Below are 24,290 nucleotides of genomic sequence, written 5' to 3'. Positions count from 1 at the left end.
GGTCTTGAGAGGTCGGTCGGTTTGCTTACTTGTTGGCGCCGAGCTCGATCGGCACGCCCACCAGGGAGCCGTACTCGGTCCAGGAGCCGTCGTAGTTCTTGACGTTCTCCACACCGAGCAGCTCGTGCAGCACGAACCAGGTCAGCGCGGAGCGCTCACCGATGCGGCAGTAGGCGATGGTGTCCTTGGCCAGGTCGACGCTCTCCGCGGCGTAGAGCTCCTTGAGCTCCTCGTCCGACTTGAAGGTGCCGTCGTCGTTGGCGTTCTTGGACCACGGGATGTTGCGGGCGCTCGGCACGTGGCCGGGGCGCTGGGACTGCTCCTGCGGCAGGTGGGCCGGGGCGAGCAGCTTGCCGGAGAACTCGTCGGGCGAGCGCACGTCGACGAGGTTCTGCGAGCCGATGGCCGCCACCACGTCGTCGCGGAAGGCACGGATGGACGTGTCCTGCGGCTTGGCCTTGTAGTCGGTCTTCGCACGCTCCGGCACCTCGTCGCCGGCGACCAGCTCGCGGGCGTCGAGCTCCCACTTCTTGCGGCCGCCGTCGAGGAGCTTGACGTTGTCGTGGCCGTACAGCTTGAAGTACCAGTACGCGTACGAGGCGAACCAGTTGTTGTTGCCGCCGTAGAGGACCACGGTGTGGTCGTTGGCGATGCCCTTCTCCGACAGGAGCTTCTCGAAGCCCTCCTGGTCGACGAAGTCACGGCGGACCGGGTCCTGGAGGTCCTTGGTCCAGTCGATCCGGATGGCGTTGCGGATGTGGTTCTTCTCGTAGGCGGACGTGTCCTCGTCCACCTCGACGATGGCGATGGTCGGGTCGTCCAGGTGCTCCTGGAGCCAGTCGGCGTCGACCAGGACGTCGCTGCGGCTCATGCTCTTTCTCCTCCGGGGCAGTTACGGCGGGGCGTGCGAGGTCTGCGGGGCGCGCCCATGACGAGGGCGGCGCACGGGTGCCCTTGGTACGGGGCGGCGGGGATGCGCGCGCCGGCGCATGGGCCGACGCGGTCGCTCAGAAGGTGCGACAGAGCATGGCGGCGACGCGGCACAGGTCTACTGCCCGCCGCTTCGTGAGATCCGCCTGTCGCTTCATGTCGTCGATCGTAGGGACGGTCGGGCACGCGTGTCACCGGGGTGTCGCATGCTGAGACGAGAAAATCCACGATGTGGGATCACGGACGTTCGCGGAGGTGCGGGACAAGGCTTGTGCCCCCATGTATCCGCCGTCACAGCTGCGCTACGGACATCGCCGTCTCGCCCACCGGACATGCCGGGCCCGGTCCGTCTGGCGGCTTGCCTACCCGGCCAGGCGGACGTTGGAACCCTTCACCGTGATCTCGACGCCGTTCGGCGCGGCCTGGACCTTGTCCAGCTGGATGCCGCCCGGCAGGCCGTCGATCTTCTGCTGGAAGTCGGTGATGGCCCGGACGCGGGACTCGGCGATCTCGACGCCGCCGAACTTGGGCAGGCCGTCGGCCTTCACCCGCACGGTGCCGTCGATCACCGTCACCGAGCTGAGCACGGAGACCGGTTCGGGCAGCTTGGTGCCGAGGACGGTGGCCTCGACGGTGACCTTGATCTTGCCGTTGCCGCCGTCGGAGAGGCCGACGACGTTGGCGGTGACGCCCGGGGCGACCTGGGTGGGCTCGGACTTCGCCGTCTTCAGCAGCTCGTCGTAGGCGATGGTGGCGGTGCCGGTGGCGCTGGTGGCGGTGGCGGAGCTGTAGTCGCCGGAGAACTCGACGCCCTGCATGTCGGCCTGGAGGTCGTCGATACGGATCTTCTGGGCGTCATTGCCCGCGGCGGCCTCGTAGTTCTTGATCCCGACCTCGATGTCGTCCAGGGAACCGCCGACGACCTGGGTGAGGAACGGGAAGCCCTTGATGGACACGTCCGGGGTGGCGGAGAGGTTCTCGGTGGTCTTCAGGCGGTCGGCGGCCTCGCCCTCGGCGAAGTTCACGGCGACGCGGTCGGCGATCACGAAGAGCCCGCCCAGGATCACGACGACGATCAGCAGTATTCGCAGTGCGCGCATGCGGTGTTTCCCCCACCTAGGCGGTTGGACGGCGGTCCGGCGTTCGACGACCGAGCGGCCGTCCATGCGTGAGGGTAACTCCGTGGGGGGCGGGGGCTCCGGATTTGTCGATCATCTGTGACAGCTCAGACGCCCGGCGTCGGTGCCGGGGCCGGGGCGTAGCGCCACCCGGCGGAACGGGGTGCCGCTGCGCCCACCCGTGCCGCCTGGGGGCACCTCCCAGGCCCTTAAGGCACTGGGGGAGGCACGACTGCCCGCAGCTCAGCGGACCCCCGCGCGCTAGACCAGGGCCCGCCCCAGTACGTAGACCACCGGAGCCGCTGCGGACAAAGGCAGGGCTACACCCGCCGTGAAATGGACGAAGCGGGACGGGTAGTCGTAGCTGGCGACGCGGTGGCCGATCAGGGCGCAGGCTGCCGCGCCCGCGCCCAGGAGGGCGCCCGACGTGCCCAGGCCCGTCAGGGAGCCGGCCGCGACGCCGCCGCCCGCCCCGGCGAGCAGCGCCACCACCACCGACACGGGGGTCGGCAGCGGCAGGGCGCGGGCCAGGACCGCGACCGCCACCGCGATCGCACCCACGGTCACCGCGTCCGCCTCGGCCGCCAGGTACCCGCCCGCCACGATCGCCAGCGCCGACGCCGCGACCGTCGCCATCAGGCCGTACATCCGCTCGTCCGGGTCGGCGTGCGACCGCAGCTGGAGCACCAGCGCCAGCAGCACCCACACCCCGAGCGTGCCCAGGATCGCCGAGGGCGAGCGGTCCGACGCCAGCAGCGCCGCGTCCGCGGCCAGCGCGCCCGCGAAGCCCAGTGCGATGCCCTGCCGCGCCGGCCACATCCCGTTCAGCCGGAACCAGCCCGCCGCGGTGACGGCCTGCAGGACGACGAGCGGCACCAGCAGCGCGTACGTGCCGACCGCCGCCGCGCCCGCCAGCAACAGCCCCAGCAGCGCCGTCAGCGCGGCCGGCTGCATCCCGGGCTCGATGATCGGCGACCGCCCCTCCGCCCGCGCCCGCTGCGCGTCCGTGACCCGCGGGTTCCCGGCGACGGTGGCCGGGCCGTAATCGGCGGCGGGAGGAGCGGAAGCAGGGGCCGCCTCGGGAGGAGCCCCGTAGCCCTGCGGCGGCAGATACGCCGTCTCCTCCGCCGCCGTCACCTGCGCGGACACCGGCGACTGCGTCTGCGTCTCCCAGGTCTGCCCCTGCCACTGCTGCGTGTACTGCTGAGCGGCGTACGGATCGTCGTAACCCTGGTGCCCTTGCGGGTAACCCTGGTGCCCTTGCTGGTACCCCTGCTGCCCGTAGCGGTCATAGCCGTCGTAGCCCTCGTAGCCGTCGTACGGCTGATTGGTCGGCTGGTCGGTCATCGCTCACCCTCCTGCGAACGGCGGGAGCACCTCGACCGTGCCGCCGTCGGCCAGCCGTACCGTCTCATGTCCGCGGGTGCCCACGGGGTCACCGTCCACGAGGAACGAGCATCGCCGCAGCACGCGCTCGAGTTCGCCGGGGTGTCGCTCCCGCACCCCGGCGAGCGCCTCGGCGAGCGTGGCCGCCTCGTACGGCTCCTCGGCCACCCCGGCCGCGGCCTTGGCGGCGGCCCAGTAGCGCACCGTGACCTTTGGCATCTGCTTCCTCGATCTGCTTGTCGGTGAACCCCGTCAGGCTAGCCCGCCCGGCCCACCACCCACTCCCCGATCCGCCCCAGCAGTTCGTCATCCGCCGCGTTCTCGGCATGTCCCATGCCCGGCTCCAGCCACAGTTCGCCCTGATCGGCGGCGGCCGCGGCCAGCATGCGGGGATGATCGACGGGGAAGTAGCCGTCGGCGTCGCCGTGCACGATCAGCAGGGGCGTGGGCGCGATCCTCGGCACCGCCTCCACGGGCGAGAGCGGGACCGGGTCCCAGTCGCGGTGGTGGATGCGCGTACGGAGGCCGTAGCGGCTCACCACCCGGCCCTCCGGCCGCGTCACCAGCCAATGCAGCCGGCGCATGGGTGCGGTGCCCCGGTAGTACCAGCGGGCCGGCGCGCTCACCGACACCACCGCGTCCGTCTGCCGTGGGTGCAACGCCGCGTGCCGCAGCACCACCGAGCCGCCCATGGAGAACCCCACCGTCCCCACGCGCGCGTGCCCGAGCTCCCGGGCCCACTCCACCGCCGCCGCGAGGTCCAGCACCTCCCGGTCCCCGACCGTCGACCGCCCGGAGGACGCCCCGTGGCCCCGGAAGGAGAACGTGACGACGGCCCCGTACCGGGCGAAGGCCCCCGCCACCCGCCGCACGTGCGGCCGGTCCACGGCGCCGGTGAATCCGTGGGCGACGACGAACACGGGGTGATCGGCAGCCGTCCGGGAGGTGTCGTATACAACCGCACCCGGGTCGTATACGGCGTCGATGGCCACGCCGTCTGACGTGCGCAGAAAGGTCCGCAATCGCGTCCGCACAGGCGTTCCCCGGGTCGTCTCGGAGTGCGGACGATCGGTGGAACGCGCCACATGACCTGCCGGTCCAGTGCTCATGTGGGCTATTCTGCTGGGCAGAGGACTCGGGCAGCGTAGCCCCCGGGTCCTTTTGTGCTTTCGGAAGCGTTGTATACGAGGCGGGAAACCGCAGGTGTACGGGGCCTTCGGGATCGCAGAGCTGTGCTGTGCCAACAAACGTCCTCGCAGGGACCGAGGAGGAACCAGACGTATGAGTTCTCTGCTGCTCCTGACCAACGCCCTCCAGCCGTCGACGGAGGTGCTCCCCGCCCTCGGCCTGCTCCTGCACAACGTGCGAGTGGCCCCCGCGGAGGGCCCCGCCCTCGTCGACACCCCCGGCGCCGACGTCATCCTCGTCGACGGCCGCCGCGATCTGCCGCAGGTCCGCAGCCTGTGCCAGCTGCTGCGCTCGACCGGGCCCGGCTGCCCGCTCGTCCTCGTCGTCACGGAGGGCGGTCTCGCGGCCGTCACCGCCGACTGGGGCATCGACGACGTCCTGCTGGACACCGCCGGACCGGCGGAGGTCGAGGCGCGCCTGCGTCTGGCCATGGGCCGCCAGCAGATCGTCAGCGACGACTCCCCGATGGAGATCCGCAACGGCGACCTGTCGGTCGACGAGGCGACGTACTCCGCCAAGCTCAAGGGCCGCGTCCTCGACCTCACCTTCAAGGAGTTCGAGCTCCTGAAGTACCTCGCGCAGCACCCCGGCCGCGTCTTCACGCGCGCCCAGCTGCTCCAGGAGGTCTGGGGCTACGACTACTTCGGCGGTACGCGCACGGTCGACGTGCACGTACGGCGGCTGCGTGCCAAGCTCGGCCCCGAGCACGAGTCGCTGATCGGCACCGTCCGGAACGTCGGTTATCGATTCGTCACGCCGGAGAAGGTCGAGCGCGCCGCCGAGGAGGCGAAGGCCAAGGCGGCCAAGGAAAACCCGGACAACGCGGACGAGTCGGTCGCTCTGGACACCGCCGAGTCGCGCAGCAAGGCGTAAATCGTACCGAAGCTCCTTTACGCCCTGCCCAGAGCGGGTATATCCGCGTAGACTCCGCGCGTGGCCAAGGTGACTCGGGATGATGTGGCGCGGCTGGCAGGGACTTCCACTGCCGTGGTCAGTTATGTCATCAACAACGGACCCCGGCCGGTCGCCCCGGCCACGCGCGAGCGCGTCCTCGCCGCGATCAAGGAGCTGGGGTACCGGCCCGACCGGGTCGCCCAGGCGATGGCGTCCCGGCGTACGGACCTCATAGGCCTGATCGTCCCGGACGCCCGCCAGCCCTTCTTCGGGGAGATGGCGCACGCGGTCGAACAGGCCGCGTCCGAGCGCGGCAAGATGGTGCTCGTCGGCAACTCCGACTACATCGCCGAGCGCGAGGTCCACTACCTGCGCGCCTTCCTGGGGATGCGCGTCTCCGGACTGATCCTCGTCAGCCACGCCATGAACGACCTCGCGGCCGCCGAGATCGACGCCTGGGACGCCCGCGTGGTCCTGCTGCACGAACGGCCCGAGGCCATCGACGACGTCGCCGTCGTCACGGACGACCTGGGCGGCGCCCAGCTCGCCGTACGCCATCTGCTGGAGCACGGGTACGAGTACGTCGCCTGTATGGGCGGCATAGCGGAGACGCCCGTGGTCGGCGACCCGGTCTCCGACCACGTCGAGGGCTGGCGGCGCGCGATGGCCGAGGCCGGGATCTCCACGGAGGGCCGGCTGTTCGAGGCGCTGTACAGCCGCTACGACGCCTACCAGGCGGCCCTCAAGATCCTCTCCGGGCCGGACCGGCCGCCCGCGATCTTCTGCTCCACCGACGACCAGGCGATCGGCCTGCTGCGCGCCGCGCGCGAGCTGCGCATCGACGTGCCGGGCGAGCTCGCGGTGGCGGGCTTCGACGACATCAAGGAGGCGGCGCTGGCCGACCCGCCCCTCACCACGGTCGCCTCGGACCGGCCGGCCATGGCCCGCGCGGCGGTGGACCTCGTCCTCGACGACGGACTGCGCGTGGCGGGGGCCCGGCGGGAGCGGCTGAAGGTGTTCCCGTCGCGGCTGGTGGTACGCCACTCCTGCGGCTGCTCCTAGCCCTTTCCGGGGGCGCCTTTATATCGGGCATACGAGGTTCTGTCGGGCTTCTCAGGGTGCACTCAGGAAGCTCTCATGGTCGGGATCCAAGCTCGAAGACATGACCGAGAGCTTCCACCGCAGTGGCGAGTACCAGAACCCTTACGAGGGTCAGCAGCAGGCCCCGGTGAACCCCGAGTGGCCGCCTCCGCCGGCGTACGCCCCGGCACCCGCTCCGAAGAAGCGCAAGCGTGGCCCGGTCGCCCTGCTCGCCGCCGTGGCGATCGTCGCCGCGGCGATCGGCGGCGGCACCGCCTACGGCATACAGGAGCTGACGGGCAACGACACCGTCGCCTCCAGCTCCACCAGCACCAACGTGGTGCCGTCCGCCCAGAAGGGCACGGTCGCCGGGGTCGCCAAGGCGGTCAGCCCCAGCATCGTCGAGATCAGCGCCGCCTCCAACGCCGGTTCCGCCACCGGCTCCGGCGTGGTCATCACGAGCGGCGGCGAGGTCGTCACCAACAACCACGTCGTCGCCGGTGCCTCGCAGATCAAGGTGACGACCAGCGACGGCAAGTCCTACTCCGCGAAGGTCGTCGGCACCGACAGCAAGAAGGACCTGGCGCTGATCAAGCTGGAGAACGCCTCCGGCCTGAAGGCGGCGACGCTCGGCGACTCCTCGGGCTTGCAGGTCGGCGACCAGGTCGTGGCGATCGGCTCCCCCGAGGGCCTGTCCGGCACGGTCACCAGCGGCATCATCTCCGCCCTCGACCGTGACGTCACGGTCCCGACCGACGAGGACCAGGGCCAGCAGCCCCAGCAGGGCGACGGGTGGCCATTCGAGTTCGGCGGGCGGCAGTTCAACGGCGACACCGGCTCGGACACCACGACGTACAAGGCGCTCCAGACCGACGCGTCCCTCAACCCGGGCAACTCCGGCGGGCCCCTGCTCGACGCCAAGGCCCGGGTCATCGGCATCAACTCGGCCATCCGATCGGCGGACAGCGGCTCCGAGCTGGACGGCGGCCAGGCCGGCTCGATAGGCCTCGGCTTCGCCATACCCATCAACCAGGGCAAGCGCGTCGCCGAGGAACTGATCAACACCGGGAAGGCGACGCACCCGGTCATCGGCATCACCCTCGACATGGACTACACGGGCGACGGCGCCCGCGTCGGCACCGAGGGCAGCGAGGGCGGACCGCCGGTGACCGTGGGCGGTCCGGGTGCCAAGGCCGGCATCAAGGCGGGCGACGTCATCACGGAGGTCGACGGCCGGCGCGTCCACTCCAGCGAGGAACTGATCGTCAAGACCCGTGCCCGCCGTCCCGGCGACCGGCTGGAGCTGACCGTGGAGCGCGCCGGCAAAAAGCGGACGGTGTCGCTCGTCCTCGGGTCCGCCGGTGGCAGCTGAGTCGCGATGTATGGCACATACAGGGACGAAGAAGGCAAACATTCGGGAAAGCGCTCCCACTCCCCGCACTCGGAGGTCTCGGGACGGTACCGGTCGGACAGGATCGCCGGGTACCGTGGGTCCGGCCCGGACCACGGCAAGACCCGCATGACCACCGAGGGCCGAGGACCGAGGACATCGCAAGGAGCTTCAGGTGTTCAATGACATAGGACCGCTCGAGCTGGTGACGCTCATCGTCCTTGCCGTGCTCGTCTTCGGTCCGGACAAGCTCCCGAAGGTCATCCAGGACGTGACGCGCACGATCCGGAAGATCCGTGAGTTCTCGGAGAGCGCCAAGAACGACATCCGGGAGGAGCTGGGCCCGGAGTTCAAGGACTTCGAGTTCGAGGATCTCAACCCCAAGACGTTCATCCGCAAGCAGCTGGACAACGAGGACCTGGGGCTCAAGGAGATCCGCAACGGCTTCGACCTGAAGAAGGAGATGGCCGAGGTCACCGACGCCATCCACAGCCGGGACTCCGACACGTCCTCCTCCTCGTCGTCCTCCGGCTCGTCCGGCGGCCGTATCGACATGACGAAGAAGCCCGAGATCTCCGGCCAGGACGACCGGCCGCCCTTCGACATGGACGCCACCTGAGGCGACACACCGGGGTGCGCCCCCGGCGCGCGTGACGCGTTTCATACTCCGGTCGGGCTGTGTACGGCCTGAACCAGGCGCCCGTGCGGCCCACTCGCCGGGCGGTTTCCCTGCTGCTCGCAGCGGTGTGGCTATGCTGCCGAGTTGATGGGCGGGCCGTACTGGACCAGCAACGCCGCCCGAAGGGGGGCGGGCCGTTCCGGCCCGACGAGAGCGAGGAGGCGTCCGGGCATATGGAGACGACGAGTCGGGCGGTCGCACAGGCGCCGGCCGCGGAGGGCGGACAACAGGTCCCCTCCGCCCGGCGCACGGTCGACGGCTACCTGCGCGCGCCCTTCCCGTGGTACGGCCTCGACGAGGCGTTCACGGGACCGCGCTGGCTGATGCAGGTCGGCACGACGGCCGACGGAGCCGTGGAACACGGGTCGATCGGGCACGGTGACGAGCCCACGGTGCGCAACGAGCATGCCGCCGGCGGCGACCGGGAGTCCAAGGAGAAGTTCGCGGTCGTGGTGACCGTGGCGGCGCATCCCTCACGGCGCAGTGCGGACGGCACGGGACTGCTGGAGGCGACGTCGGTGTCCTCGGCGGCGTGGCTCGCGGGTGTGGGGCTGCTGTCCTTCACGTGGCCCGGGCAGATGGACCACTCCCTGCGGGACGACTGGCTGGAGCAGCAGACCGAGACGGCGTGGGCGCTGGCGGACGACCTGGACGGGGCCGACTGGTCCACGTTGTCGCTGCCGGTGGACGGTGTGCCGACGGTGTTCCACTACCGGGAGTCCGAGTTCGGGTGGGTGCTCGCAGGTTCCACCACGGCCGGGGTTCATGTCGGGGCGTACGGCAGGGGCATGAGCGCGTATGGGCTCGGCTTCGCCGTGGTGAAGGACATCGCCGCTTACGCGTGAGTGTGGGGCGCCGTGGGATTGCGGCGCCCCTTCGCCGTGGACGTACAGCTTTCAGGGGCGGCTGCGGCCGCGATGTGGTTGATCGCGCAGTTCCCCGCGCCCCCAAAAAAGTAGGTCTAGAACTTGTTCCTCGGAGTGATCCCCAAGGACAGGCCCGACAGGCCCCGCTGGCGTCCTCCCAGCTTCCCCGCGATCGCGCGCAGGGCCGAGCCCGCCGGGGAGTCCGGGTCCGTCAGGACCACCGGCTTGCCCTCGTCGCCGCCCTCGCGGAGACGGACGTCGATGGGGATGTTGCCGAGGACCGGGACGTTCGCGCCGGTCGTGCGGGTCAGGCCGTCGGCGACGACCTGACCGCCGCCCGTGCCGAAGACGTCGACCATCTCGCCGCAGTGCGGGCAGGGCAGGCCGGACATGTTCTCGACCACGCCGACGATCTTCTGGTGGGTCTGGACGGCGATGGAGCCGGCGCGCTCGGCGACCTCGGCGGCGGCCTGCTGCGGGGTCGTGACGACCAGGATCTCGGCGTTCGGGACCAGCTGGGCGACCGAGATCGCGATGTCGCCGGTGCCGGGCGGCAGGTCCAGCAGGAGGACGTCCAGGTCGCCCCAGTACACGTCCGCCAGGAACTGCTGGAGGGCGCGGTGGAGCATTGGGCCGCGCCAGACGACCGGGGCGTTGCCCGGGGTGAACATGCCGATGGAGATGACCTTCACGCCGTTCGCCGACGGCGGCATGATCATGTTCTCGACCTGGGTCGGACGGCCGTCGGCGCCCAGCATGCGCGGCACGGAGTGGCCGTAGATGTCGGCGTCGACGACACCGACCTTGAGGCCGTCGGCCGCCATCGCCGCCGCCAGGTTCACCGTCACCGAGGACTTGCCCACGCCGCCCTTGCCGGACGCGACCGCGTAGACGCGGGTCAGGCTGCCCGGCTTGGCGAAGGGCACCTCGCGCTCCGTCTGGCCGCCGCGCAGGGCGGACGCCAGCTCGCGGCGCTGCTCGTCGCTCATCACGTCGAGCGTGACGTCGACGCTGGTGACGCCCTCGACACCGGACACCGCCTCGGTCACGCGCTGCGTGATCGTGTCCCGCATCGGGCAGCCCGAGACCGTCAGGTACACGGTGACCGCGACCGCCCCGTCCGCGCCGATCTCCACGGATTTGACCATCCCGAGTTCGGTGATGGGCTTGTGGATCTCGGGGTCGTTCACCGTCGCCAGTGCCTCGCGCACCGCGTCTTCCGTAGCCATAGGACGATGGTACGGCGCTGTACCGGTGCGTAGGAAAGCGTCTCAGCGGTCGTCTGCGTCACGTCCCCGCGACCGTTCCGCCGGGAATACGACCGGGTCGTGACGGTGGCCGTTGTGCCGCTCCTCCAGTTCCTTGACCACGTCCTGGAGTTCCGAGCGGATCCAGTCGCGGGTGGCGACCTCGCCGAGGCCGATGCGCAGGGCGGCGATCTCGCGGGTCAGGTACTCGGTGTCCGCGATCGACCGCTCGTTCTGCTTGCGGTCCTGCTCCAGATTGACCCGGTCGCGGTCGTCCTGCCGGTTCTGCGCGAGCAGGATCAGCGGGGCGGCGTAGGAGGCCTGGAGCGACAGCATCAGGGTCAGGAAGATGAACGGGTACTCGTCGAAGCGCAGGTCGCGCGGGGCGAGGCTGTTCCACGCGACCCACAGGATGATGACGGCCGTCATCCAGACCAGGAACCGTCCGGTGCCGAGGAAGCGCGCGATGCGTTCCGACAGCCGTCCGAAGGCCTCCGGGTCGTACTCGGGCAGGATCCGGCGCTTGGGCACGCCGGGCTGGTCCAGGCGGGCGGTGCGCGGCCGGCCCGCGGCCGTCGAGCCGGACGGTGTGCGCTCGCGCAGGGTCTCGCGCTCAGGAACCATCGCTCGCCACCTCCTCGTCGGGCAGGTGGAACTCCGTCTCCCGCCAGTCCTCCGGGAGCATGTGGTCGAGTACGTCGTCCACGGTCACCGCGCCCAGCAGCGAGCCGGCCTCGTCGACCACGGGCGCCGCGACCATGTCGTACGTGGCGAAGAACCCGGCGATGGCGGGCAGGTCCGCGTCGGGGTCGAGCGGTTGCAGGTCGCTGTCCAGGATCGAGCTGACCAGGGACGGCGGTGGCTCGCGCAGCAGGCGCTGGAAATGGACCGTGCCGAGGTACTTGCCGGTCGGCGTCTCGTCCGGTGGCCGGCAGACGTAGACCTGGGCGGCCAGGGCGGGGGAGAGGTCGGGGTTGCGGACGCGGGCGAGGGCGTCGGCGACGGTGGCGTCCGGGCGCAGCACGATCGGCTCGGTGGTCATCAGACCGCCCGCCGTGCGGTCCTCGTACGACATCAGGCGCCGCATGTCGGCCGCGTCGCCGGGCTGCATCAGGCTCAGCAGCCGCTCCTGCTCGTCCGTCGGCAGCTCGCCCAGCAGGTCGGCCGCGTCGTCCGGGTCCATGGCCTCCAGGACGTCGGCGGCGCGCTCCTCCTTCAGCTTGCCGAGGATCTCGATCTGGTCGTCCTCCGGAAGCTCCTCCAGCACGTCGGCCAGCCGGTCGTCGTCGAGGGCGGCGGCGACCTCGGCCCGGCGCTTGGGGGAGAGGTGGTGCAGGACGTTGGCCAGGTCGGCGGGGCGCAGCTGCTCGAACGTGGCGAGCAGGTTCTCGGCGCCCTGCCCCTGCTCCTCCAGCGAGAAGCCGGTGACGGCGGTCCACTCGACGGTCAGCGCCTCGCCCTTGGCGCGCCGGAAGGCACTGCCCTTGCGGCCCTTGCGGACGAAGACCCGGTCGATCTCCCACTCCCGGCGGGCCGGCAGCTGATGCACCGACAGATCGAGGACGGTGACCTCCTCGCCGGTCTCGGTGAGCGTGACGCGCCGGTCCAGCAGCTCCCCGAAGACCAGCCGCTCGGTGGGCCGCTGCTCGAAGCGCCGGACGTTGAGCACGCCGGTGGTGATGACCTGACCGGACTGGATGGCGGTGACCCGGGTCATGGGCAGGAAGATGCGGCGGCGCGTGGCGAGTTCGACGACGAGGCCGAGCAGCCGCGGCGGTCGCTGCCCCATCCGCAGCATGACGACCAGATCGCGGACACGCCCCACCTGGTCGCCGGCGGGGTCGAAGACGGCGACACCGGAGAGGTGCGATACGAAGATCCGGGGGGCGCCCGCTGGCATGGCCGCGGCTCCTTTTCGTGCGGGGTGTTCCGTGGTGCCTGACTGGGTGTCTGTCTGGGTGTCTCTCTGTGCGTCTGTCTGTGTGCCTGTCTTTTCCGAATTGCCCGCTCGGGTGGGCTTCAGGCTAGCCCGTCCTGATCGGGGACGCGTCGGCGGGCGCTCCGGACGGACTGGCTCCGACCTGCCCGCATGTCCCCGGTACCCTGCGGTACGCCGTTCAGGTCTCCCGTCAGAGAGGCAGCCCCACCTGTGACTCCGATTCGCCAGGGCCGCAACCACCGTGCCGCACTCGCGAGCGTGACATGCGTACTGGCCGTGACCGGAACGGTGCTCACGGGCTGTGCGGAGGATCCGAACGAGGGCACCAACGGGGTCGGCAGACTGCCCGCCGAGAAGATCCAGGCCAAGACCCGTACGGCCGCCGAGTCCGCCGGGGCGGTCCGGGTGCACGGCAGCGTCGTCAGCGGCGGGCGCTCCTACGCGCTCGACATGCGGCTGAAGACCGACGGCGGCGAGGGGTCGGTCACCACCGAGGGGACGACCTTCCGGCTGCTGCGCGTCGGCGAGCAGCTCTTCGTCAAGGCCGACGCGGAGTTCTGGAGTCATGGCGCGGCCCAGGGCGGGGGCGGCAAGGCGGACGCCGCGGCGGCCGCCAAGCTCGGCGGCAAGTTCGTGAAGGTGCCGCAGGGCGACCCTTCGTACAAGAAGTTCAGCGGTTTCACGGACAAGGGTGTCCTCCTCGACGGTCTGCTGACCCTGCACGGCAAGCTCGCGACCGAAGGCCACGACGAGCAGGCGGGCATCCACACCATCCGCATCTCGGGCGACAAGGGCTCCGGCGGCACCCTGGAGGTGTCCCTGGAGGGCAAGCCGTACCCGCTGCGCCTGGAGCGGGCCGGTGAGGCGGGTACCCTCACGTTCTCCGCATGGGGGCAGGACTTCTCCCTGAGGGAGCCGGAGAAGAACGAGACGGTCGACTACGGCAGGCAGCTGCCGTCGTCGTAGGCCGTCAGGTCCGTTTGCGCTTCTTCAGCAGCAGACGGGGCAGGCCCGCCGGGACCGGACGGCGGGTGGTCGCCGGCGTCGGCAGGGGCGGCTCGGACAGGGAGTCGTCGGGCAGTGGCGCCGTCGCCCCGGTCGGCTCCAGGCGCAGCACCCGGCACTCGCGGGCCCAGCGCTCGGTGATGGCCTCGGCGTCGGGCGTGTTCAGCCGTTTGCCCTTGAGCTCGGCGACGGCCGCGTCCCACGCCTCGGAGCCCGGTGCGAGCTGGGTGACCCGGGCCGTCCAGGAGACCAGCCGGCCCCCCTTGTCCTTGCTGCGGACCGTCACCCGGGCCTCGGTCCCGTCGGCCAGGCCCGGCAGCGGCTGCTCGCCGGGACCGTCGCCGACCAGGCACGCGGCGCCCTCGTGCCACACGTGCCACAGCGCACGCGCAGGGCCGTCGGGGCCCTGGACCCAGACGAGGCCGGACTTCTTCGTGGCCTCCTCGACGAGGGCCTGGCCGAGCAGCTCGCTTGTCATGGCCCCCAGCCTATCCACGCTGTTCACAGCCAGCCGTTCCGCTTCAGCGTGCGGTGGATGCCCAGGCAGATGACCACCGTGATGCCCATGATCACCGGGTAGCCGTACCGCCAGTGCAGCTCCGGCATGTGGTCGAAGTTCATGCCGTACACCCCGCACACCATCGTCGGCACGGCGATGATCGCGGCCCACGAGGTGATCTTCCGCATGTCCTCGTTCTGCGCCACGGACGCCTGCGCGAGGTTGGCCTGGAGGATGGAGTTGAGCAACTCGTCGAAGCCGAGGACCTGCTCCTGCACCCGGGCCAGGTGGTCGGCGACGTCCCGGAAGTACTTCTGGATGTCCGGGTCGATCAGCCGCATCGGCCGCTCGCTCAGCAGCTGCATGGGACGCAGCAGCGGCGACACGGCCCGCTTGAACTCCAGCACCTCGCGCTTGAGTTGGTAGATCCGGCCGGCGTCCGAGCCGCGCGGGGAGCCCTTGCGCCCCGGGGAGAACACCTCGGTCTCGACCTCGTCGATGTCGTCCTGCACGGCGTCGGCGACCGCGATGTAGCCGTCGACGACGTGGTCGGCGATGGCGTGCAGCACCGCCGAGGGGCCCTTGGCGAGCAGCTCGGGGTCGTCCTGGAGGCGGTGCCTGAGGGCCCGCAGGGAGCCCTGCCCGCCGTGCCGGACGGTGATGAAGAAGTCCCGCCCGGTGAAGCACATGACCTCGCCGGTCTCGACGACCTCGCTGTTGGCGTCGAGCTGGTCGTGCTCCACGTAGTGGATGGTCTTGAAGACCGTGAAGAGGGAGTCGTCGTAGCGCTCCAGCTTGGGCCGCTGGTGGGCCTGGACGGCGTCCTCCACGGCCAGCGGGTGCAGTCCGAACTCGCCGGCGATGCCGGAGAATTCGGCCTCGGTCGGCTCGTGCAGGCCGATCCACACGAACCCGCCGTCGCGGCGCACCAGGCGCACCGCCTCGTGCGGCGTGAGCGGGTTCTCGGTCTGGATGCGGCGGCCGTCCCGGTAGATGGCGCAGTCGACGACGGCGGAGGCCGTCGCGGGGCTGCGGGTGGCGTCGTACGTCCCGCCCTCCTTGCGCAGCGACACGCGGGACGGACGGACGACGGCGCGCAGGTCGCGGATCATCGACATGGCGGGCTCCTTCGCGACAGGCAACGAAAGGCGCCGGACCCGACAGGTGGAACTACCCGGAATGAGGACGTTGGGACCGATGATGTTTGGCACGTCCACAAAGCGGGGAGCACCGCACCGTCGCGGTGGCGAGTCTCGTTACTGATTCAGCTACTGAGGCAGATCAGGCAAAGCGAAACGAAGCGCTCTTCCGCGTGGAGCGAGTGCGAGAGGTGGCGACCAGCCAGAGCCAGAACAGCTACGTCAGCGGCGGGAAGAGCGTGGTGCTACTGCACGGTCGACTTCGGTCCATTGCAGTCCCACCTCCTCCGGCCGGTCCCTCGTAAGGGAGTTCCTTCGGCGTCGGGGCTTGATCGCGACGCTTCTGCGTGCTGCCCCGAACCACCGGGCAAGAGTATCAGCCGCCCGACGTGTCAAGGCCCTTGTTTGCCCGCTACTGACGAGTTCTATGCTCGCCGCATGGCAAATGTTCTTCCTCTGGTCGAGGCCCGGTTGCGCAGCGCGCTGGGCGAACCGGACGGGCGCGCGGCGGTCACCTTCCTGGGCACGGACCGCATCGAGGTGCTCCGCTTCCAGGAGGGAGAGATCGTCCGCTACGCCACGCTCGGTATGTCCGCGCAGCCCATGACGGAGCCCACGGCGGTGGTCGCCGACCCGGTCAAGGGGCCGCGCGCCGAGCTGGTCCTCTCGGTGCGCGCCGGGCTGGCCGACACCGACAAGGTGCTCCGCCCGCTCGCCGTACTCGCCGCGTCTCCGCAGGTGGAGGGCCTGGTCGTGGCCCCGGGGGCCTCGCTCGACGTCGGTGAGCCGCTGTGGCCCGGCGCCCCCTTCACCTCGGTTCTTGTCGCCGAGCCGGGCGGCCTGGTCGAGGACCTGGAGCTCGACGAGCCCCTCGACCCCGTGCGGTTCCTGCCGCTGCTGCCGATGACGCCGAACGAGGCCGCCTGGAAGCGCGTGCACGGTGCCCAGGCGCTCCAGGAGAGGTGGCTGAACCAGGGGACGGACCTCCGGGATCCGTCCCGGAAGTCCGTCCCGCTGGAGTGAGGAAGCTCACCAACCCCTGGTCGTGAGGCGTCAGTTGGCGAAGACGGCGACACCGTCCTCGGTGGCGTGCTTCGGCTCCAGTTCCTCGGCTTCGTGCGTGAGCGCCTTACGCCGTACGACGACCACGAGCGCGCCCACGACCGCGGTGACCGCCGCCACCACGAACGGGATGTGCAGGTCGGTCCACTCCTCGATCTTCGGCGCGAAGTACGGGGCGGCGGCCGCCGCGAACCAGCGCACGAAGTTGTAGCCCGCGCTCGCCACCGGCCGGGGCGCGTCCGAGACGCCGAGGGCCAGCTCGGTGTAGACGGTGTTGTTCACGCCGATGAAGGCGCCGGACAGGATCGTGCAGACGACGGCCGTGGTGTGGGAGCCGTAGCCGAGCACGAGCACGTCGGCCGCGAGCAGCACCAGCGAACCGCCGAGCACCTTCAGCGAGCCGAACCGCTTCTGCAGCCGCGGCGCCACGATCACCGAGAAGACGGCGAGCAGCACGCCCCAGGCGAAGAACACCGCCCCCGACCGGTACGGGCTCATGTTCAGCACGAACGGGGTGAAGGCCAGCACGGTGAAGAACGTGTAGTTGTAGAAGAACGCCGAGACCGCCGCCGAGGCGAGGCCGCCGTGGCCGAGGGCCTTGACCGGGTCCAGGAGCGAGGTCTTGCGCGCCGGCTTCGGCTGCTCCTTCAGGAACACGGCGATGCACAGGAAACCGACCGCCATCAGGAACGCCGTGCCGAAGAACGGGTAGCGCCAGCTGGCGTCGCCGAGCAGGGCGCCCAGCAGCGGACCGCACGCCATGCCGAGGCCGAGGGCCGACTCGTACAGCAGGATCGCCGCCGCGCTTCCGCCGGCCGCCGCGCCGACGATGACCGCGAGGGCCGTCGAGACGAACAGCGCGTTGCCGAGACCCCAGCCGGCCCGGAAGCCGACCAGTTCGCCGACGGATCCGGAGGTGCCCGCGAGCCCGGCGAACACCACGACGAACGCGAGGCCGAGCAGCAGCGTCTTCCGGCCGCCGATCCGGCTGGAGACGAAGCCCGTCACCAGCATCGCGACGGCCGTGATGAGGAAGTACGAGGTGAAGAGCAGGGAGACCTGGCTGGCCGTGGCGTGCAGACCCTGGGCGATGGACGGCAGGATCGGGTCGACGAGTCCGATGCCCATGAAGGCGACGACCGACGCCCCGGCGGTCGCCCACACGGACTTGGGCTGCTTCAGGAGGCCGCCCGCTCCGGCGTCGAAGGGGTCCATTGCTTGCTCCCTTTCCCGAACGGAAGTAGTTGGTATATACACATACTAAGTTAGCTAGGCTAATTAATGCAAGGGGCACCCAGTGTGGGAGTGAAGGGTTCCGTCCGGTTGGGTGATCGTCCTTGACGCGACGGGGCGCGGGTAGGACCGTGGGGCCCTATGAGGGGCGAACCCAGTTGCCCGAAGTGCGGTGGCCGGGTCAGGGCTCCCGGCCTCTTCTCCGACTCGTGGCAGTGCGATGTGCACGGCACCGTCCATCCGGTGCAGCCCGTGATACCGCCCAGCGTCGACGCCCTCAACGTCGTGGTGCACCGCACCCAGGTGCCGGTGTGGATGCCCTGGCCGCTGCCGGTCGGCTGGCTGTTCACGGGTGTCGCCTGCGCGGGGGACGACCGCACGGGCGGCCGCGCCACGGCCGTGGCCTGCACGGGGCCCGGGCCGCTCGGCGGGATGGGGGAGCTGATCCTGGTGGCGGAGGAGCTCGGCGTCGGACTCGGTGCGCGGTACGCGGGCATGGAGGGTCCGGACCCGGGGCCGTACATCGACGTCGGGAAGCCGGCGCAGGCGAAGGTGCTCGCCGCCGGGCGTCCGACGCCGCTGTGGCATGTGTCCGGTGCGCCGGACGATCGTGCGGTCTTCGCCGGCGAGGCGCTCGGGATGTGGCTGTGGGCGGTCGTGTGGCCGGAGCAGTCGGGGTTGTTGATGTACGACGAGCTGGTGCTGGCGGATCTGCGGGAGGCCGGCGCGGAGGTGGAGCTGGTGCCGTGCGGGGCTCTGTCGCCGCGATTGCTCCAGTCATAGCCCGGGGCGGGGGGCTTCGATTGTGCGGGTGTAGGGGGCGCTTGGGGGGTTCAGGTGTGACAGGGGCTGTCGAAAATGCGGTTATCCTGGTGCAGCCCTGCTCGTCCCGTCCGTGTCTGGAGTCCGCGTCGTGCGTATCGATCTGCACACCCACTCCACCGCTTCCGACGGTACGGACGCTCCCGCCGAGCTGGTGCGGAAGGCCGCAGCCACCGGGCTGGACGTCGTCGCGCTGACCGATCACGACACCACCCGCGGCCACGCCGAGGCGATCGCCGCGATGCCCGAGGGGCTCACTCTGGTCACCGGCGCCGAGCTCTCCTGCCGGCTCGACGGCATCAGCATGCACATGCTGGCGTACCTCTTCGACGCAGAGGAGCCGGCGCTGCTCGCCGAGCGCGAGCTGGTCCGCGACGACCGGGTGCCCCGGGCGCAGGGCATGATCGTCAAGCTTCAGGAGCTGGGCGTGCCCGTGACCTGGGAGCAGGTGGCGCGGATCGCCGGTGACGGGTCCGTCGGGCGTCCGCACGTGGCGACCGCGCTCGTCGAGCTGGGTGTCGTGCCGACCATCGATGACGCCTTCACCGAGGACTGGCTGGCCGACGGCGGCCGGGCCTTCGTGGAGAAGCACGAGACCGACCCCTTCGAGGCGATCCGGCTGATCAAGGGCGCGGGCGGGGTCGCGGTGTTCGCGCACCCCGGGGCGAGCAAGCGGGGGCGTACGGTGCCGGAGGCCGCGATCGCCGAGATGGCCGCGGCCGGGCTGGACGGCATCGAGGTCGACCACATGGACCACGACACGGACACGCGTGCGCGGCTGCGGGGGCTGGCGAAGGAGCTGGGGCTCCTTGTGACCGGGTCCAGCGACTATCACGGCAGCCGGAAGACGTGCGTGCTCGGGGAGTACACGACGGATCCCGAGGTGTACGGGGAGATCACGCGGCGGGCCTTCGGGGCGTTTCCGGTGCCCGGGGCCGGCGGGGTCTGAGGTTTCTGTTCCGTAAGTCCGTTTGAAGGCACCCGGCGTTGCTGGCTGTGCCCACCCGTTCCTCCCCCAGTGCCTTAAGGGCCTGGGGGGACCCCCAGCGGAACGTCTGCCCACAGCGGTAGCGGTAGCGATACGTCGCTGCGCTGTCCGCCGCGTTCTTTCACCCACCCCGCAAGGCCATCACTCTCATGTTCGACCTCGCCGTTTTCGGCTCCCTGTTTCTGACCCTCTTCGTCATCATGGATCCTCCCGGGATCACCCCGATCTTCCTTGCGCTCACCGCCGGACGGCCCGGCAAGGTGCAGAAGCGGATGGCCTTCCAGGCCGTCTGTGTCGCCGGTGGTGTGATCACCGTGTTCGGGCTCCTCGGGCATCAGATCCTGAACTACCTGCACGTGTCCGTTCCCGCGCTGATGATCGCGGGCGGGCTGCTGCTCCTGCTGATCGCGCTCGACCTGCTGACCGGCAAGACGGACGAGCCCAAGCAGACCAAGGACGTCAACGTCGCCCTCGTGCCGCTGGGCATGCCGCTGCTGGCCGGGCCCGGGGCGATCGTGTCGGTCATCCTCGCCGTGCAGAAGGCCCACAGCGTCGCCACGCAGGTCTCCGTGTGGACGGCGATCCTCGCCATCCACGTCGTGCTGTGGCTGGTGATGCGCTACTCACTGGTGATCATCCGGATCATCAAGGACGGCGGTGTGGTCCTGGTGACGCGGCTCGCGGGCATGATGCTGTCCGCGATCGCCGTGCAGCAGATCATCAACGGGGTCACGCAGGTGATCCAGGGGAGCTGAAGCACCGCCGCGTCAGGGGCGGGTGAGGACGGTACCGATCTCCCTGGCCGGTCCCGGGTGGGCGAGGTACTCATCGATCTTGTGCACGCGATCCCGGCCGTTCTGGACGGCCAGCTGGGTGAGCTTGCCCCACCGCTCGTCCTCCAGGGGGCAGCCGACGGCGACCGCGTCGGTGGGGCACCAGACGTTGACCCAGTCGCGGACCTTCGGCGGCCGGTGCGGGCCGTGGGCGAGGAGCCGCTCGTTGACGCCGTCCAGCCCGAGCGGACTGCCCGCGGTGACCAGCAGGACGGGGTCGAGTCCCGCCGGGAGCCGGGTCAGGAGGTCCACGCCGACGACCGTGCCCAGGCTGTGCGTGACCAGCACCAGTTCGCCGGTGGCGGGCATCGTCTCCAGGACGCTGTCCAGGACGGCCTGCCGCACGGCACCGTCGCCGAGATACAGGTCGACGTCCCGCAGGAACGTGGCGATGGTCCACTCGTCCAGGTCGGACCGGGCGGCGAGCCAGCTCAGCGGCCGGTGCAGCGCGCCGACCAGCCCCGCCCCGAAGCCCTCCGTGGCCGCCGGCCCGTTCTGGGGCATGCCGGCCCGGGCGGCGGCCTCGTAGAGCAGCTGCTCATAGGAGCCGGTGGGCGATTCGGCGGCGAAGACCTCGGCGGCAGCGGCGGCGCTCACCTCGTCTAGTCCGACGGGCTGTGCCGTGCTCTCCCGGCCGCTCACGAGGTCGGCCAGTCTCGTGCCGTAGAACGGGAACCACACGTCCTCGGGGTCGACCGTGGGCAGTGCCGCGAGCGTGAGGCCCCGGTTCAGGCCGGACGTCCACTCCCGGCGGAGGTCCTCGGGCACCTTGCCCTGCTGGTCCCTGCCGTGCAGGAAGACCAGGTGCCGACGGCCGCCGAAGGCGGTACTGCGGGCCGGGCGTCCCTTCTTGGGGCCCGGGGCCCCGGGCGTCCGGGTCTCGCTCTCGGTCATGGCCACCCTCACGGGGGCGTCCGGGACCGACGGGGCCGTGACGCCGGGTACGCCCGGCGTGCTTCTCACCGGCTGGGGTGCGAGAGCTGCCGTGCTCTGGTCCAGGCCGGAGTCCGGGCCCATCTCGGCCAGCAGTGCGCGGTGCCCGGGGTCGAGGTCCAGCTGCGCCAGATGCTTCAGGATCGAGCTGATGCGGACGCCCTCGTTGGCGACCCAGTCGATCGCGTCGTCGCCGTCGCCCTGACTCCAGGGCCGGCCGTCCTTCCGCAGCACGCGCCCCTGGTCGTCCTTCTTCGGTACGCCGCTGTGGTGCAGGGCGACGACCTCCCACTGGTCGTTGTAGACGGGGGAGCCCGAGTTTCCGGGGCGGGTGTCGGTCCGGTACTGGACGAAGTCGTCGAGGCGCACCAGCACCGCGTTGTCGCGCAGAACGATTTCCTTGAGGCGCCCGTCCGGGTGACCGATGATGTTCACCTTCTCGCCGAGCACCACCTTGCCCTGCTGCACGCTGAGCCGGTTCCAGCCGAAGACCTCGCCCGGCGGGCGGCCGTCCTGGGTGGGCGTGACCGCCACGAGGGCGAAGTCCAGCCGCTGGTCCGCGGCGAAGAAGGTCCCGGGGTCGAGCTCCATGCGGACGGCGGCGTCGGGCACGTTGTCGATCGTGACCTGCGCGTTGAACTCCGCGAAGCACTGGCGGGCGAAGCCCTCGTCGGGCAGTACGTGGTGGTTGGTCATCAGCAGCCGCGGCGAGACCAGGAAGCCGGTGCCGTGCGGAAGCTCGCGGCCGTCGCGGCGCAGGGTGATCCGGGCGACCGTGGCTCCGGCCCTGACCCCGCGCGGCAGGAAGCTCCAGGCCTGGAGCTCGTTCGACAGGTCGATGATGCGTTCGTGGGCCTGGGGCAGGTCCATGGCCTCGCCGCGGATGTCCGCCACCACCGCCGAGGGCGACAGACCGCCCCGGTCGAGGATCCGGTCGGCGCGCACGGCGAGCGCGTCCGGGCTGTCCGGGAACCGCACACCGGCCGCGATCCGGCCCTCGACCCGCTCGCGCTCCGCGGCGGAGTCCTCGTATCGCCGCGCGGCTTCGGCTGTGGCCCGCTCGTGCAGTTCCTCGTTCGACCGGCCCGTCACGGACATGCCGTCCACCGTCCTGTTCTCGCTCTCGCCGTCCCCCTGAGCCAGTACGCCCCCCGCCACGGAGGTCCGCAACAGCAAAGCCCCCGCACGGCCGATGCCGTGCGGGGGCTCGAAGTGTGGGAGAGCGGCGCGCGTTATGAGGCCGTGGTCCCGGCCGGGCGGATCCAGAGGCGCTGCCCTGTGGCGGCGGCCTGCTGAACGATGCGGTTGACGGAGGCGGCGTCCACGACGGTCGTGTCCACGGGCGTGCCGTCGACGTCGTCGAGGTGCATGATTTCGAAGCGCAAGGGCTTCTCCCTTCGTCTGGTCATCCTCCTGAGGAGAACTACTCGGTGGTCGGCCCACGAGGCAGCGGTGCCCGGTGTTCCATATGGGTCAACCGCACAGGGCGGCTGAAACATTCCCTACGCTAAGGAAATTTTTCGACCGGCTAATTACTGAGCCGTAAGGCTGTCGTTACGGGACCGACCGGGACCGGTTGTGTTCGCAGCGTGACCGCCGGGACAATGGAGGTGATGAACGACGACCTCGCGGCCCTGAGCGCCCGCATCGACCGCACCAACGAGCTGCTCCAGCGCATGCTCGCCGAGGTGGCGAAGACACCCTCGACCCATGCGATCTTCGTCGATGCCGGGTACCTGTACGCGGCCGCTGGACGTCTCGTCGCGGGTACGGAGGACCGCCGGGCCTTCGATCTCGACGCCGAGGGCCTCATCGACGCGCTCATCGACACGGCCCGCACGATCTTCGCGGACAGCCGCCTGCTGCGGGTCTACTGGTACGACGGCGCCCGCCGCCGCATCCACACGGCGGAGCAGCAGAGCATCGCGGAACTGCCGGACGTCAAGGTGCGCCTGGGCAACCTGAACTCCAACAACCAGCAGAAGGGCGTCGACTCGCTCATCCGCAGCGACCTGGAGTCCCTCGCCCGGCACCGCGCCATCAGCGACGCGGCCCTGCTCGGCGGCGACGAGGACCTGGTGTCGGCGGTGGAGGCGGCCCAGGGGTACGGCGCCCGCGTCCACCTCTGGGGCATCGAGGCGCCCGAGGGCCGCAACCAGGCGGAGCCCCTCCTGTGGGAGGTCGACAGTCAGCGCACCTTCGACCTCGACTTCTTCAAGCCCTACGTCTCCCGCCGCACGGCCCCCGTCTACGAGGCGGCCGCGGGCCGGCCCACCCGTGAGGACGTGCGGTTCGTGGGCGCGCAGATCGCGGCGAAGTGGCTGGCGGCCCGCGGCCGGGACACGCTGGTCGAGCTGCTGCCCGGCCACCCCTACCTGCCCGGCTCGGTGGACCAGGACCTGCTCGTGGAGGCGGAGGGCCTGTTGCAGTACTCGCTGCGCGGTCAGGCGGACCTGCGGCGCGCACTGCGGGACGGCTTCTGGGAGCACCTTCAGACGCAGTACTAGGCCAGACGCAGAACTAGGCCGGGCGGGTGTCCCGGGGGAGTCTGTCCCAGAAGTCGGCGAGGGCATGGGCGGTCGGCAGGGGCTGGTCGGCGTTCGGGGAGTGCTCGGCTCCCGCGACGACCGTGCGGTGCGCGTTCAGCCGTACGGCCATGTCGTCGAGGATCGCCACCGGCCAGGTGTCGTCGTGCGCGCCCGACAGGACGTGGAACGGCAACGGTACGGCGGCGAGTTCGTCGACACGGTCCGGCTCGGTGCACAACTGGCGTCCGGTCGCGAGAAGTTGGGCGGGGCTGTGGCCCAGCCAGCGGCGGCGCAACTGCTCCGCGTCGCCGAGGCCGCGAGCCGGTCCGCCGACCTCCTCCGGCGGTCCCATCGCCTGGATGGCCTCCCACACCTCCTCCATCGACCGCATGGCGAGCGCGTCCCGCAGCAGCTTCACGCGCTGCTGCTGGGAGACGGAGATCTCCGCCGGGCCGGACGAGACCAGGGTGAGGGAGAGGAAGGGGGAGTGGTCCAGCAGCACGGCCGCCCGCGCGATCTGCCCGCCGAGCG

At 70.6% G+C, this 24,290-nt stretch carries 26 protein-coding genes and 1 pseudogene; 12 read left to right on the top strand and 15 right to left on the bottom strand.

The features are described from left to right. Positions 1 to 25: 25 nt before the first annotated feature. The 6 genes from CCL05_RS26330 to CCL05_RS26310 all read right to left on the bottom strand — a co-directional run bounded on the left by CCL05_RS26330 (position 26) and on the right by CCL05_RS26310 (position 4,543). Complete coding sequence (locus CCL05_RS26330; protein WP_086562973.1) at positions 26 to 871, bottom strand: sulfurtransferase; 846 nt, start codon at positions 869 to 871, stop codon at positions 26 to 28. A 136-nt stretch (positions 872 to 1,007) separates the two neighbouring features. Continuing rightward, the gene (locus tag CCL05_RS47570; RefSeq protein ID WP_350310325.1) at positions 1,008 to 1,088 is read right to left on the bottom strand and encodes a putative leader peptide; all 81 of its coding nucleotides are present in this window, start codon (positions 1,086 to 1,088) and stop codon (positions 1,008 to 1,010) included. A gap of 204 nt (positions 1,089 to 1,292) precedes the next feature. Then, complete coding sequence (locus CCL05_RS26325) at positions 1,293 to 2,030, bottom strand: LmeA family phospholipid-binding protein (RefSeq protein WP_086562972.1); 738 nt, start codon at positions 2,028 to 2,030, stop codon at positions 1,293 to 1,295. 279 nt (positions 2,031 to 2,309) lie between these two features. Next, positions 2,310 to 3,395, bottom strand: coding sequence for a hypothetical protein (locus CCL05_RS26320; RefSeq protein WP_086562971.1), 1,086 nt, complete (start codon positions 3,393 to 3,395; stop codon positions 2,310 to 2,312). 3 nt (positions 3,396 to 3,398) lie between these two features. After that, positions 3,399 to 3,653 carry a MoaD/ThiS family protein gene (locus CCL05_RS26315; RefSeq protein WP_059418772.1) on the bottom strand — a complete coding sequence of 85 codons (255 nt, stop codon included), beginning with the start codon at positions 3,651 to 3,653 and terminating at the stop codon, positions 3,399 to 3,401. 38 nt (positions 3,654 to 3,691) lie between these two features. Then, the gene (locus CCL05_RS26310; RefSeq protein WP_208641623.1) at positions 3,692 to 4,543 is read right to left on the bottom strand and encodes an alpha/beta hydrolase; all 852 of its coding nucleotides are present in this window, start codon (positions 4,541 to 4,543) and stop codon (positions 3,692 to 3,694) included. A gap of 172 nt (positions 4,544 to 4,715) precedes the next feature. On the opposite strand from CCL05_RS26310, the gene CCL05_RS26305 reads away from it, so the two are divergent. The 6 genes and pseudogenes from CCL05_RS26305 to CCL05_RS26285 all read left to right on the top strand — a co-directional run bounded on the left by CCL05_RS26305 (position 4,716) and on the right by CCL05_RS26285 (position 9,510). Beyond that, positions 4,716 to 5,495, top strand: coding sequence for a response regulator transcription factor (locus CCL05_RS26305; protein ID WP_086562969.1), 780 nt, complete (start codon positions 4,716 to 4,718; stop codon positions 5,493 to 5,495). Between the two features lie 60 nt (positions 5,496 to 5,555). Beyond that, positions 5,556 to 6,578, top strand: a complete 1,023-nt coding sequence (locus tag CCL05_RS26300; protein ID WP_086562968.1) for a LacI family DNA-binding transcriptional regulator — start codon at positions 5,556 to 5,558, stop codon at positions 6,576 to 6,578. A gap of 100 nt (positions 6,579 to 6,678) precedes the next feature. Beyond that, positions 6,679 to 7,635, top strand: a pseudogene (locus tag CCL05_RS26295) (S1C family serine protease); the annotation flags it as partial. A 66-nt stretch (positions 7,636 to 7,701) separates the two neighbouring features. Then, positions 7,702 to 7,968 carry a PDZ domain-containing protein gene (locus CCL05_RS46400; protein ID WP_244204417.1) on the top strand — a complete coding sequence of 89 codons (267 nt, stop codon included), beginning with the start codon at positions 7,702 to 7,704 and terminating at the stop codon, positions 7,966 to 7,968. Between the two features lie 193 nt (positions 7,969 to 8,161). Next, positions 8,162 to 8,605, top strand: coding sequence for a sec-independent translocase (locus CCL05_RS26290; RefSeq protein ID WP_086562966.1), 444 nt, complete (start codon positions 8,162 to 8,164; stop codon positions 8,603 to 8,605). A 233-nt stretch (positions 8,606 to 8,838) separates the two neighbouring features. Then, positions 8,839 to 9,510, top strand: a complete 672-nt coding sequence (locus CCL05_RS26285) for a hypothetical protein (protein ID WP_208641622.1) — start codon at positions 8,839 to 8,841, stop codon at positions 9,508 to 9,510. 116 nt (positions 9,511 to 9,626) lie between these two features. Here the strand turns inward: CCL05_RS26285 and CCL05_RS26280 are convergent, their stop codons facing one another. From CCL05_RS26280 to CCL05_RS26270, 3 genes are read right to left on the bottom strand one after another with little or no spacing between them, the layout of a single operon-like run. After that, positions 9,627 to 10,760: an Mrp/NBP35 family ATP-binding protein gene (locus CCL05_RS26280; protein WP_086562965.1), complete on the bottom strand. Its 1,134-nt coding sequence runs from the start codon at positions 10,758 to 10,760 to the stop codon at positions 9,627 to 9,629. Between the two features lie 42 nt (positions 10,761 to 10,802). Then, the gene (locus CCL05_RS26275; RefSeq protein WP_086562964.1) at positions 10,803 to 11,402 is read right to left on the bottom strand and encodes a DUF1003 domain-containing protein; all 600 of its coding nucleotides are present in this window, start codon (positions 11,400 to 11,402) and stop codon (positions 10,803 to 10,805) included. Then, the gene (locus tag CCL05_RS26270; protein ID WP_086562963.1) at positions 11,392 to 12,678 is read right to left on the bottom strand and encodes a magnesium transporter MgtE N-terminal domain-containing protein; all 1,287 of its coding nucleotides are present in this window, start codon (positions 12,676 to 12,678) and stop codon (positions 11,392 to 11,394) included. The genes CCL05_RS26275 and CCL05_RS26270 overlap by 11 nt, the downstream gene beginning before the upstream one ends. A gap of 249 nt (positions 12,679 to 12,927) precedes the next feature. On the opposite strand from CCL05_RS26270, the gene CCL05_RS26265 reads away from it, so the two are divergent. Continuing rightward, positions 12,928 to 13,683: a hypothetical protein gene (locus CCL05_RS26265; protein ID WP_086562962.1), complete on the top strand. Its 756-nt coding sequence runs from the start codon at positions 12,928 to 12,930 to the stop codon at positions 13,681 to 13,683. 4 nt (positions 13,684 to 13,687) lie between these two features. Here CCL05_RS26265 and CCL05_RS26260 read toward each other — a convergent pair whose 3' ends face one another. After that, positions 13,688 to 14,200, bottom strand: coding sequence for a hypothetical protein (locus CCL05_RS26260; protein ID WP_086562961.1), 513 nt, complete (start codon positions 14,198 to 14,200; stop codon positions 13,688 to 13,690). Positions 14,201 to 14,223: 23 nt separating this feature from the next. Further along, positions 14,224 to 15,339: a magnesium and cobalt transport protein CorA gene (locus CCL05_RS26255; RefSeq protein ID WP_086562960.1), complete on the bottom strand. Its 1,116-nt coding sequence runs from the start codon at positions 15,337 to 15,339 to the stop codon at positions 14,224 to 14,226. A 459-nt stretch (positions 15,340 to 15,798) separates the two neighbouring features. Between CCL05_RS26255 and CCL05_RS26250 the strand changes: the two genes are divergently transcribed. Next, complete coding sequence (locus CCL05_RS26250) at positions 15,799 to 16,383, top strand: suppressor of fused domain protein (protein ID WP_086562959.1); 585 nt, start codon at positions 15,799 to 15,801, stop codon at positions 16,381 to 16,383. A 30-nt stretch (positions 16,384 to 16,413) separates the two neighbouring features. Here the strand turns inward: CCL05_RS26250 and CCL05_RS26245 are convergent, their stop codons facing one another. Further along, positions 16,414 to 17,637, bottom strand: coding sequence for an MFS transporter (locus CCL05_RS26245; protein ID WP_086562958.1), 1,224 nt, complete (start codon positions 17,635 to 17,637; stop codon positions 16,414 to 16,416). Positions 17,638 to 17,796: 159 nt separating this feature from the next. Here CCL05_RS26245 and CCL05_RS26240 point away from each other — a divergent pair, with 159 nt between their 5' ends. The 3 genes from CCL05_RS26240 (at position 17,797) to CCL05_RS26230 (ending at position 20,220) form a co-directional block, all read left to right on the top strand. Continuing rightward, entirely contained in the window at positions 17,797 to 18,438 is a 642-nt protein-coding gene (locus CCL05_RS26240) for a DUF6758 family protein (RefSeq protein WP_086562957.1), read from the top strand. A 130-nt stretch (positions 18,439 to 18,568) separates the two neighbouring features. After that, positions 18,569 to 19,426: a PHP domain-containing protein gene (locus CCL05_RS26235; RefSeq protein ID WP_086562956.1), complete on the top strand. Its 858-nt coding sequence runs from the start codon at positions 18,569 to 18,571 to the stop codon at positions 19,424 to 19,426. 188 nt (positions 19,427 to 19,614) lie between these two features. Continuing rightward, complete coding sequence (locus CCL05_RS26230; protein ID WP_086562955.1) at positions 19,615 to 20,220, top strand: MarC family protein; 606 nt, start codon at positions 19,615 to 19,617, stop codon at positions 20,218 to 20,220. A 12-nt stretch (positions 20,221 to 20,232) separates the two neighbouring features. Here the strand turns inward: CCL05_RS26230 and CCL05_RS26225 are convergent, their stop codons facing one another. After that, positions 20,233 to 22,329 carry a trypsin-like serine peptidase gene (locus tag CCL05_RS26225; protein ID WP_086562954.1) on the bottom strand — a complete coding sequence of 699 codons (2,097 nt, stop codon included), beginning with the start codon at positions 22,327 to 22,329 and terminating at the stop codon, positions 20,233 to 20,235. A 134-nt stretch (positions 22,330 to 22,463) separates the two neighbouring features. After that, complete coding sequence (locus CCL05_RS26220) at positions 22,464 to 22,640, bottom strand: hypothetical protein (protein WP_167337993.1); 177 nt, start codon at positions 22,638 to 22,640, stop codon at positions 22,464 to 22,466. A gap of 204 nt (positions 22,641 to 22,844) precedes the next feature. On the opposite strand from CCL05_RS26220, the gene CCL05_RS26215 reads away from it, so the two are divergent. Further along, entirely contained in the window at positions 22,845 to 23,738 is an 894-nt protein-coding gene (locus CCL05_RS26215; RefSeq protein WP_086562998.1) for an NYN domain-containing protein, read from the top strand. Between the two features lie 13 nt (positions 23,739 to 23,751). On the opposite strand, the gene CCL05_RS26210 is transcribed toward CCL05_RS26215, so the two are convergent. Then, positions 23,752 to 24,290: alpha/beta fold hydrolase (locus tag CCL05_RS26210; protein ID WP_086562953.1), on the bottom strand; the 539-nt coding region annotated here is incomplete at its 5' end.

The sequence above is a fragment of the Streptomyces africanus genome (genome assembly GCF_002150735.1).
GTDB classification, from domain to species: Bacteria; Actinomycetota; Actinomycetes; order Streptomycetales; family Streptomycetaceae; genus Streptomyces; species Streptomyces africanus.
Note: the sequence above shows the minus strand (reverse complement) of the source record. Positions and strands in the feature narration are given on the sequence as shown.

Coding starts and splice junctions, on each gene's coding strand:
- CCL05_RS26220 (WP_167337993.1), bottom strand. CDS start 22,640: ATGACCAGACGAAGGGAGAAGCCCTTGCGCTTCGAAATCATGCACCTC.
- CCL05_RS26260 (WP_086562961.1), bottom strand. CDS start 14,200: ATGACAAGCGAGCTGCTCGGCCAGGCCCTCGTCGAGGAGGCCACGAAG.
- CCL05_RS26240 (WP_086562957.1), top strand. CDS start 17,797: ATGAGGGGCGAACCCAGTTGCCCGAAGTGCGGTGGCCGGGTCAGGGCT.
- CCL05_RS26225 (WP_086562954.1), bottom strand. CDS start 22,329: ATGTCCGTGACGGGCCGGTCGAACGAGGAACTGCACGAGCGGGCCACA.
- CCL05_RS26310 (WP_208641623.1), bottom strand. CDS start 4,543: ATGAGCACTGGACCGGCAGGTCATGTGGCGCGTTCCACCGATCGTCCG.
- CCL05_RS26255 (WP_086562960.1), bottom strand. CDS start 15,339: ATGTCGATGATCCGCGACCTGCGCGCCGTCGTCCGTCCGTCCCGCGTG.
- CCL05_RS26245 (WP_086562958.1), bottom strand. CDS start 17,637: ATGGACCCCTTCGACGCCGGAGCGGGCGGCCTCCTGAAGCAGCCCAAG.
- CCL05_RS47570 (WP_350310325.1), bottom strand. CDS start 1,088: ATGAAGCGACAGGCGGATCTCACGAAGCGGCGGGCAGTAGACCTGTGC.
- CCL05_RS26305 (WP_086562969.1), top strand. CDS start 4,716: ATGAGTTCTCTGCTGCTCCTGACCAACGCCCTCCAGCCGTCGACGGAG.
- CCL05_RS26285 (WP_208641622.1), top strand. CDS start 8,839: ATGGAGACGACGAGTCGGGCGGTCGCACAGGCGCCGGCCGCGGAGGGC.
- CCL05_RS26215 (WP_086562998.1), top strand. CDS start 22,845: ATGAACGACGACCTCGCGGCCCTGAGCGCCCGCATCGACCGCACCAAC.
- CCL05_RS26275 (WP_086562964.1), bottom strand. CDS start 11,402: ATGGTTCCTGAGCGCGAGACCCTGCGCGAGCGCACACCGTCCGGCTCG.
- CCL05_RS46400 (WP_244204417.1), top strand. CDS start 7,702: ATGGACTACACGGGCGACGGCGCCCGCGTCGGCACCGAGGGCAGCGAG.
- CCL05_RS26270 (WP_086562963.1), bottom strand. CDS start 12,678: ATGCCAGCGGGCGCCCCCCGGATCTTCGTATCGCACCTCTCCGGTGTC.
- CCL05_RS26315 (WP_059418772.1), bottom strand. CDS start 3,653: ATGCCAAAGGTCACGGTGCGCTACTGGGCCGCCGCCAAGGCCGCGGCC.
- CCL05_RS26325 (WP_086562972.1), bottom strand. CDS start 2,030: ATGCGCGCACTGCGAATACTGCTGATCGTCGTCGTGATCCTGGGCGGG.
- CCL05_RS26280 (WP_086562965.1), bottom strand. CDS start 10,760: ATGGCTACGGAAGACGCGGTGCGCGAGGCACTGGCGACGGTGAACGAC.
- CCL05_RS26320 (WP_086562971.1), bottom strand. CDS start 3,395: ATGACCGACCAGCCGACCAATCAGCCGTACGACGGCTACGAGGGCTAC.
- CCL05_RS26330 (WP_086562973.1), bottom strand. CDS start 871: ATGAGCCGCAGCGACGTCCTGGTCGACGCCGACTGGCTCCAGGAGCAC.
- CCL05_RS26230 (WP_086562955.1), top strand. CDS start 19,615: ATGTTCGACCTCGCCGTTTTCGGCTCCCTGTTTCTGACCCTCTTCGTC.
- CCL05_RS26250 (WP_086562959.1), top strand. CDS start 15,799: ATGGCAAATGTTCTTCCTCTGGTCGAGGCCCGGTTGCGCAGCGCGCTG.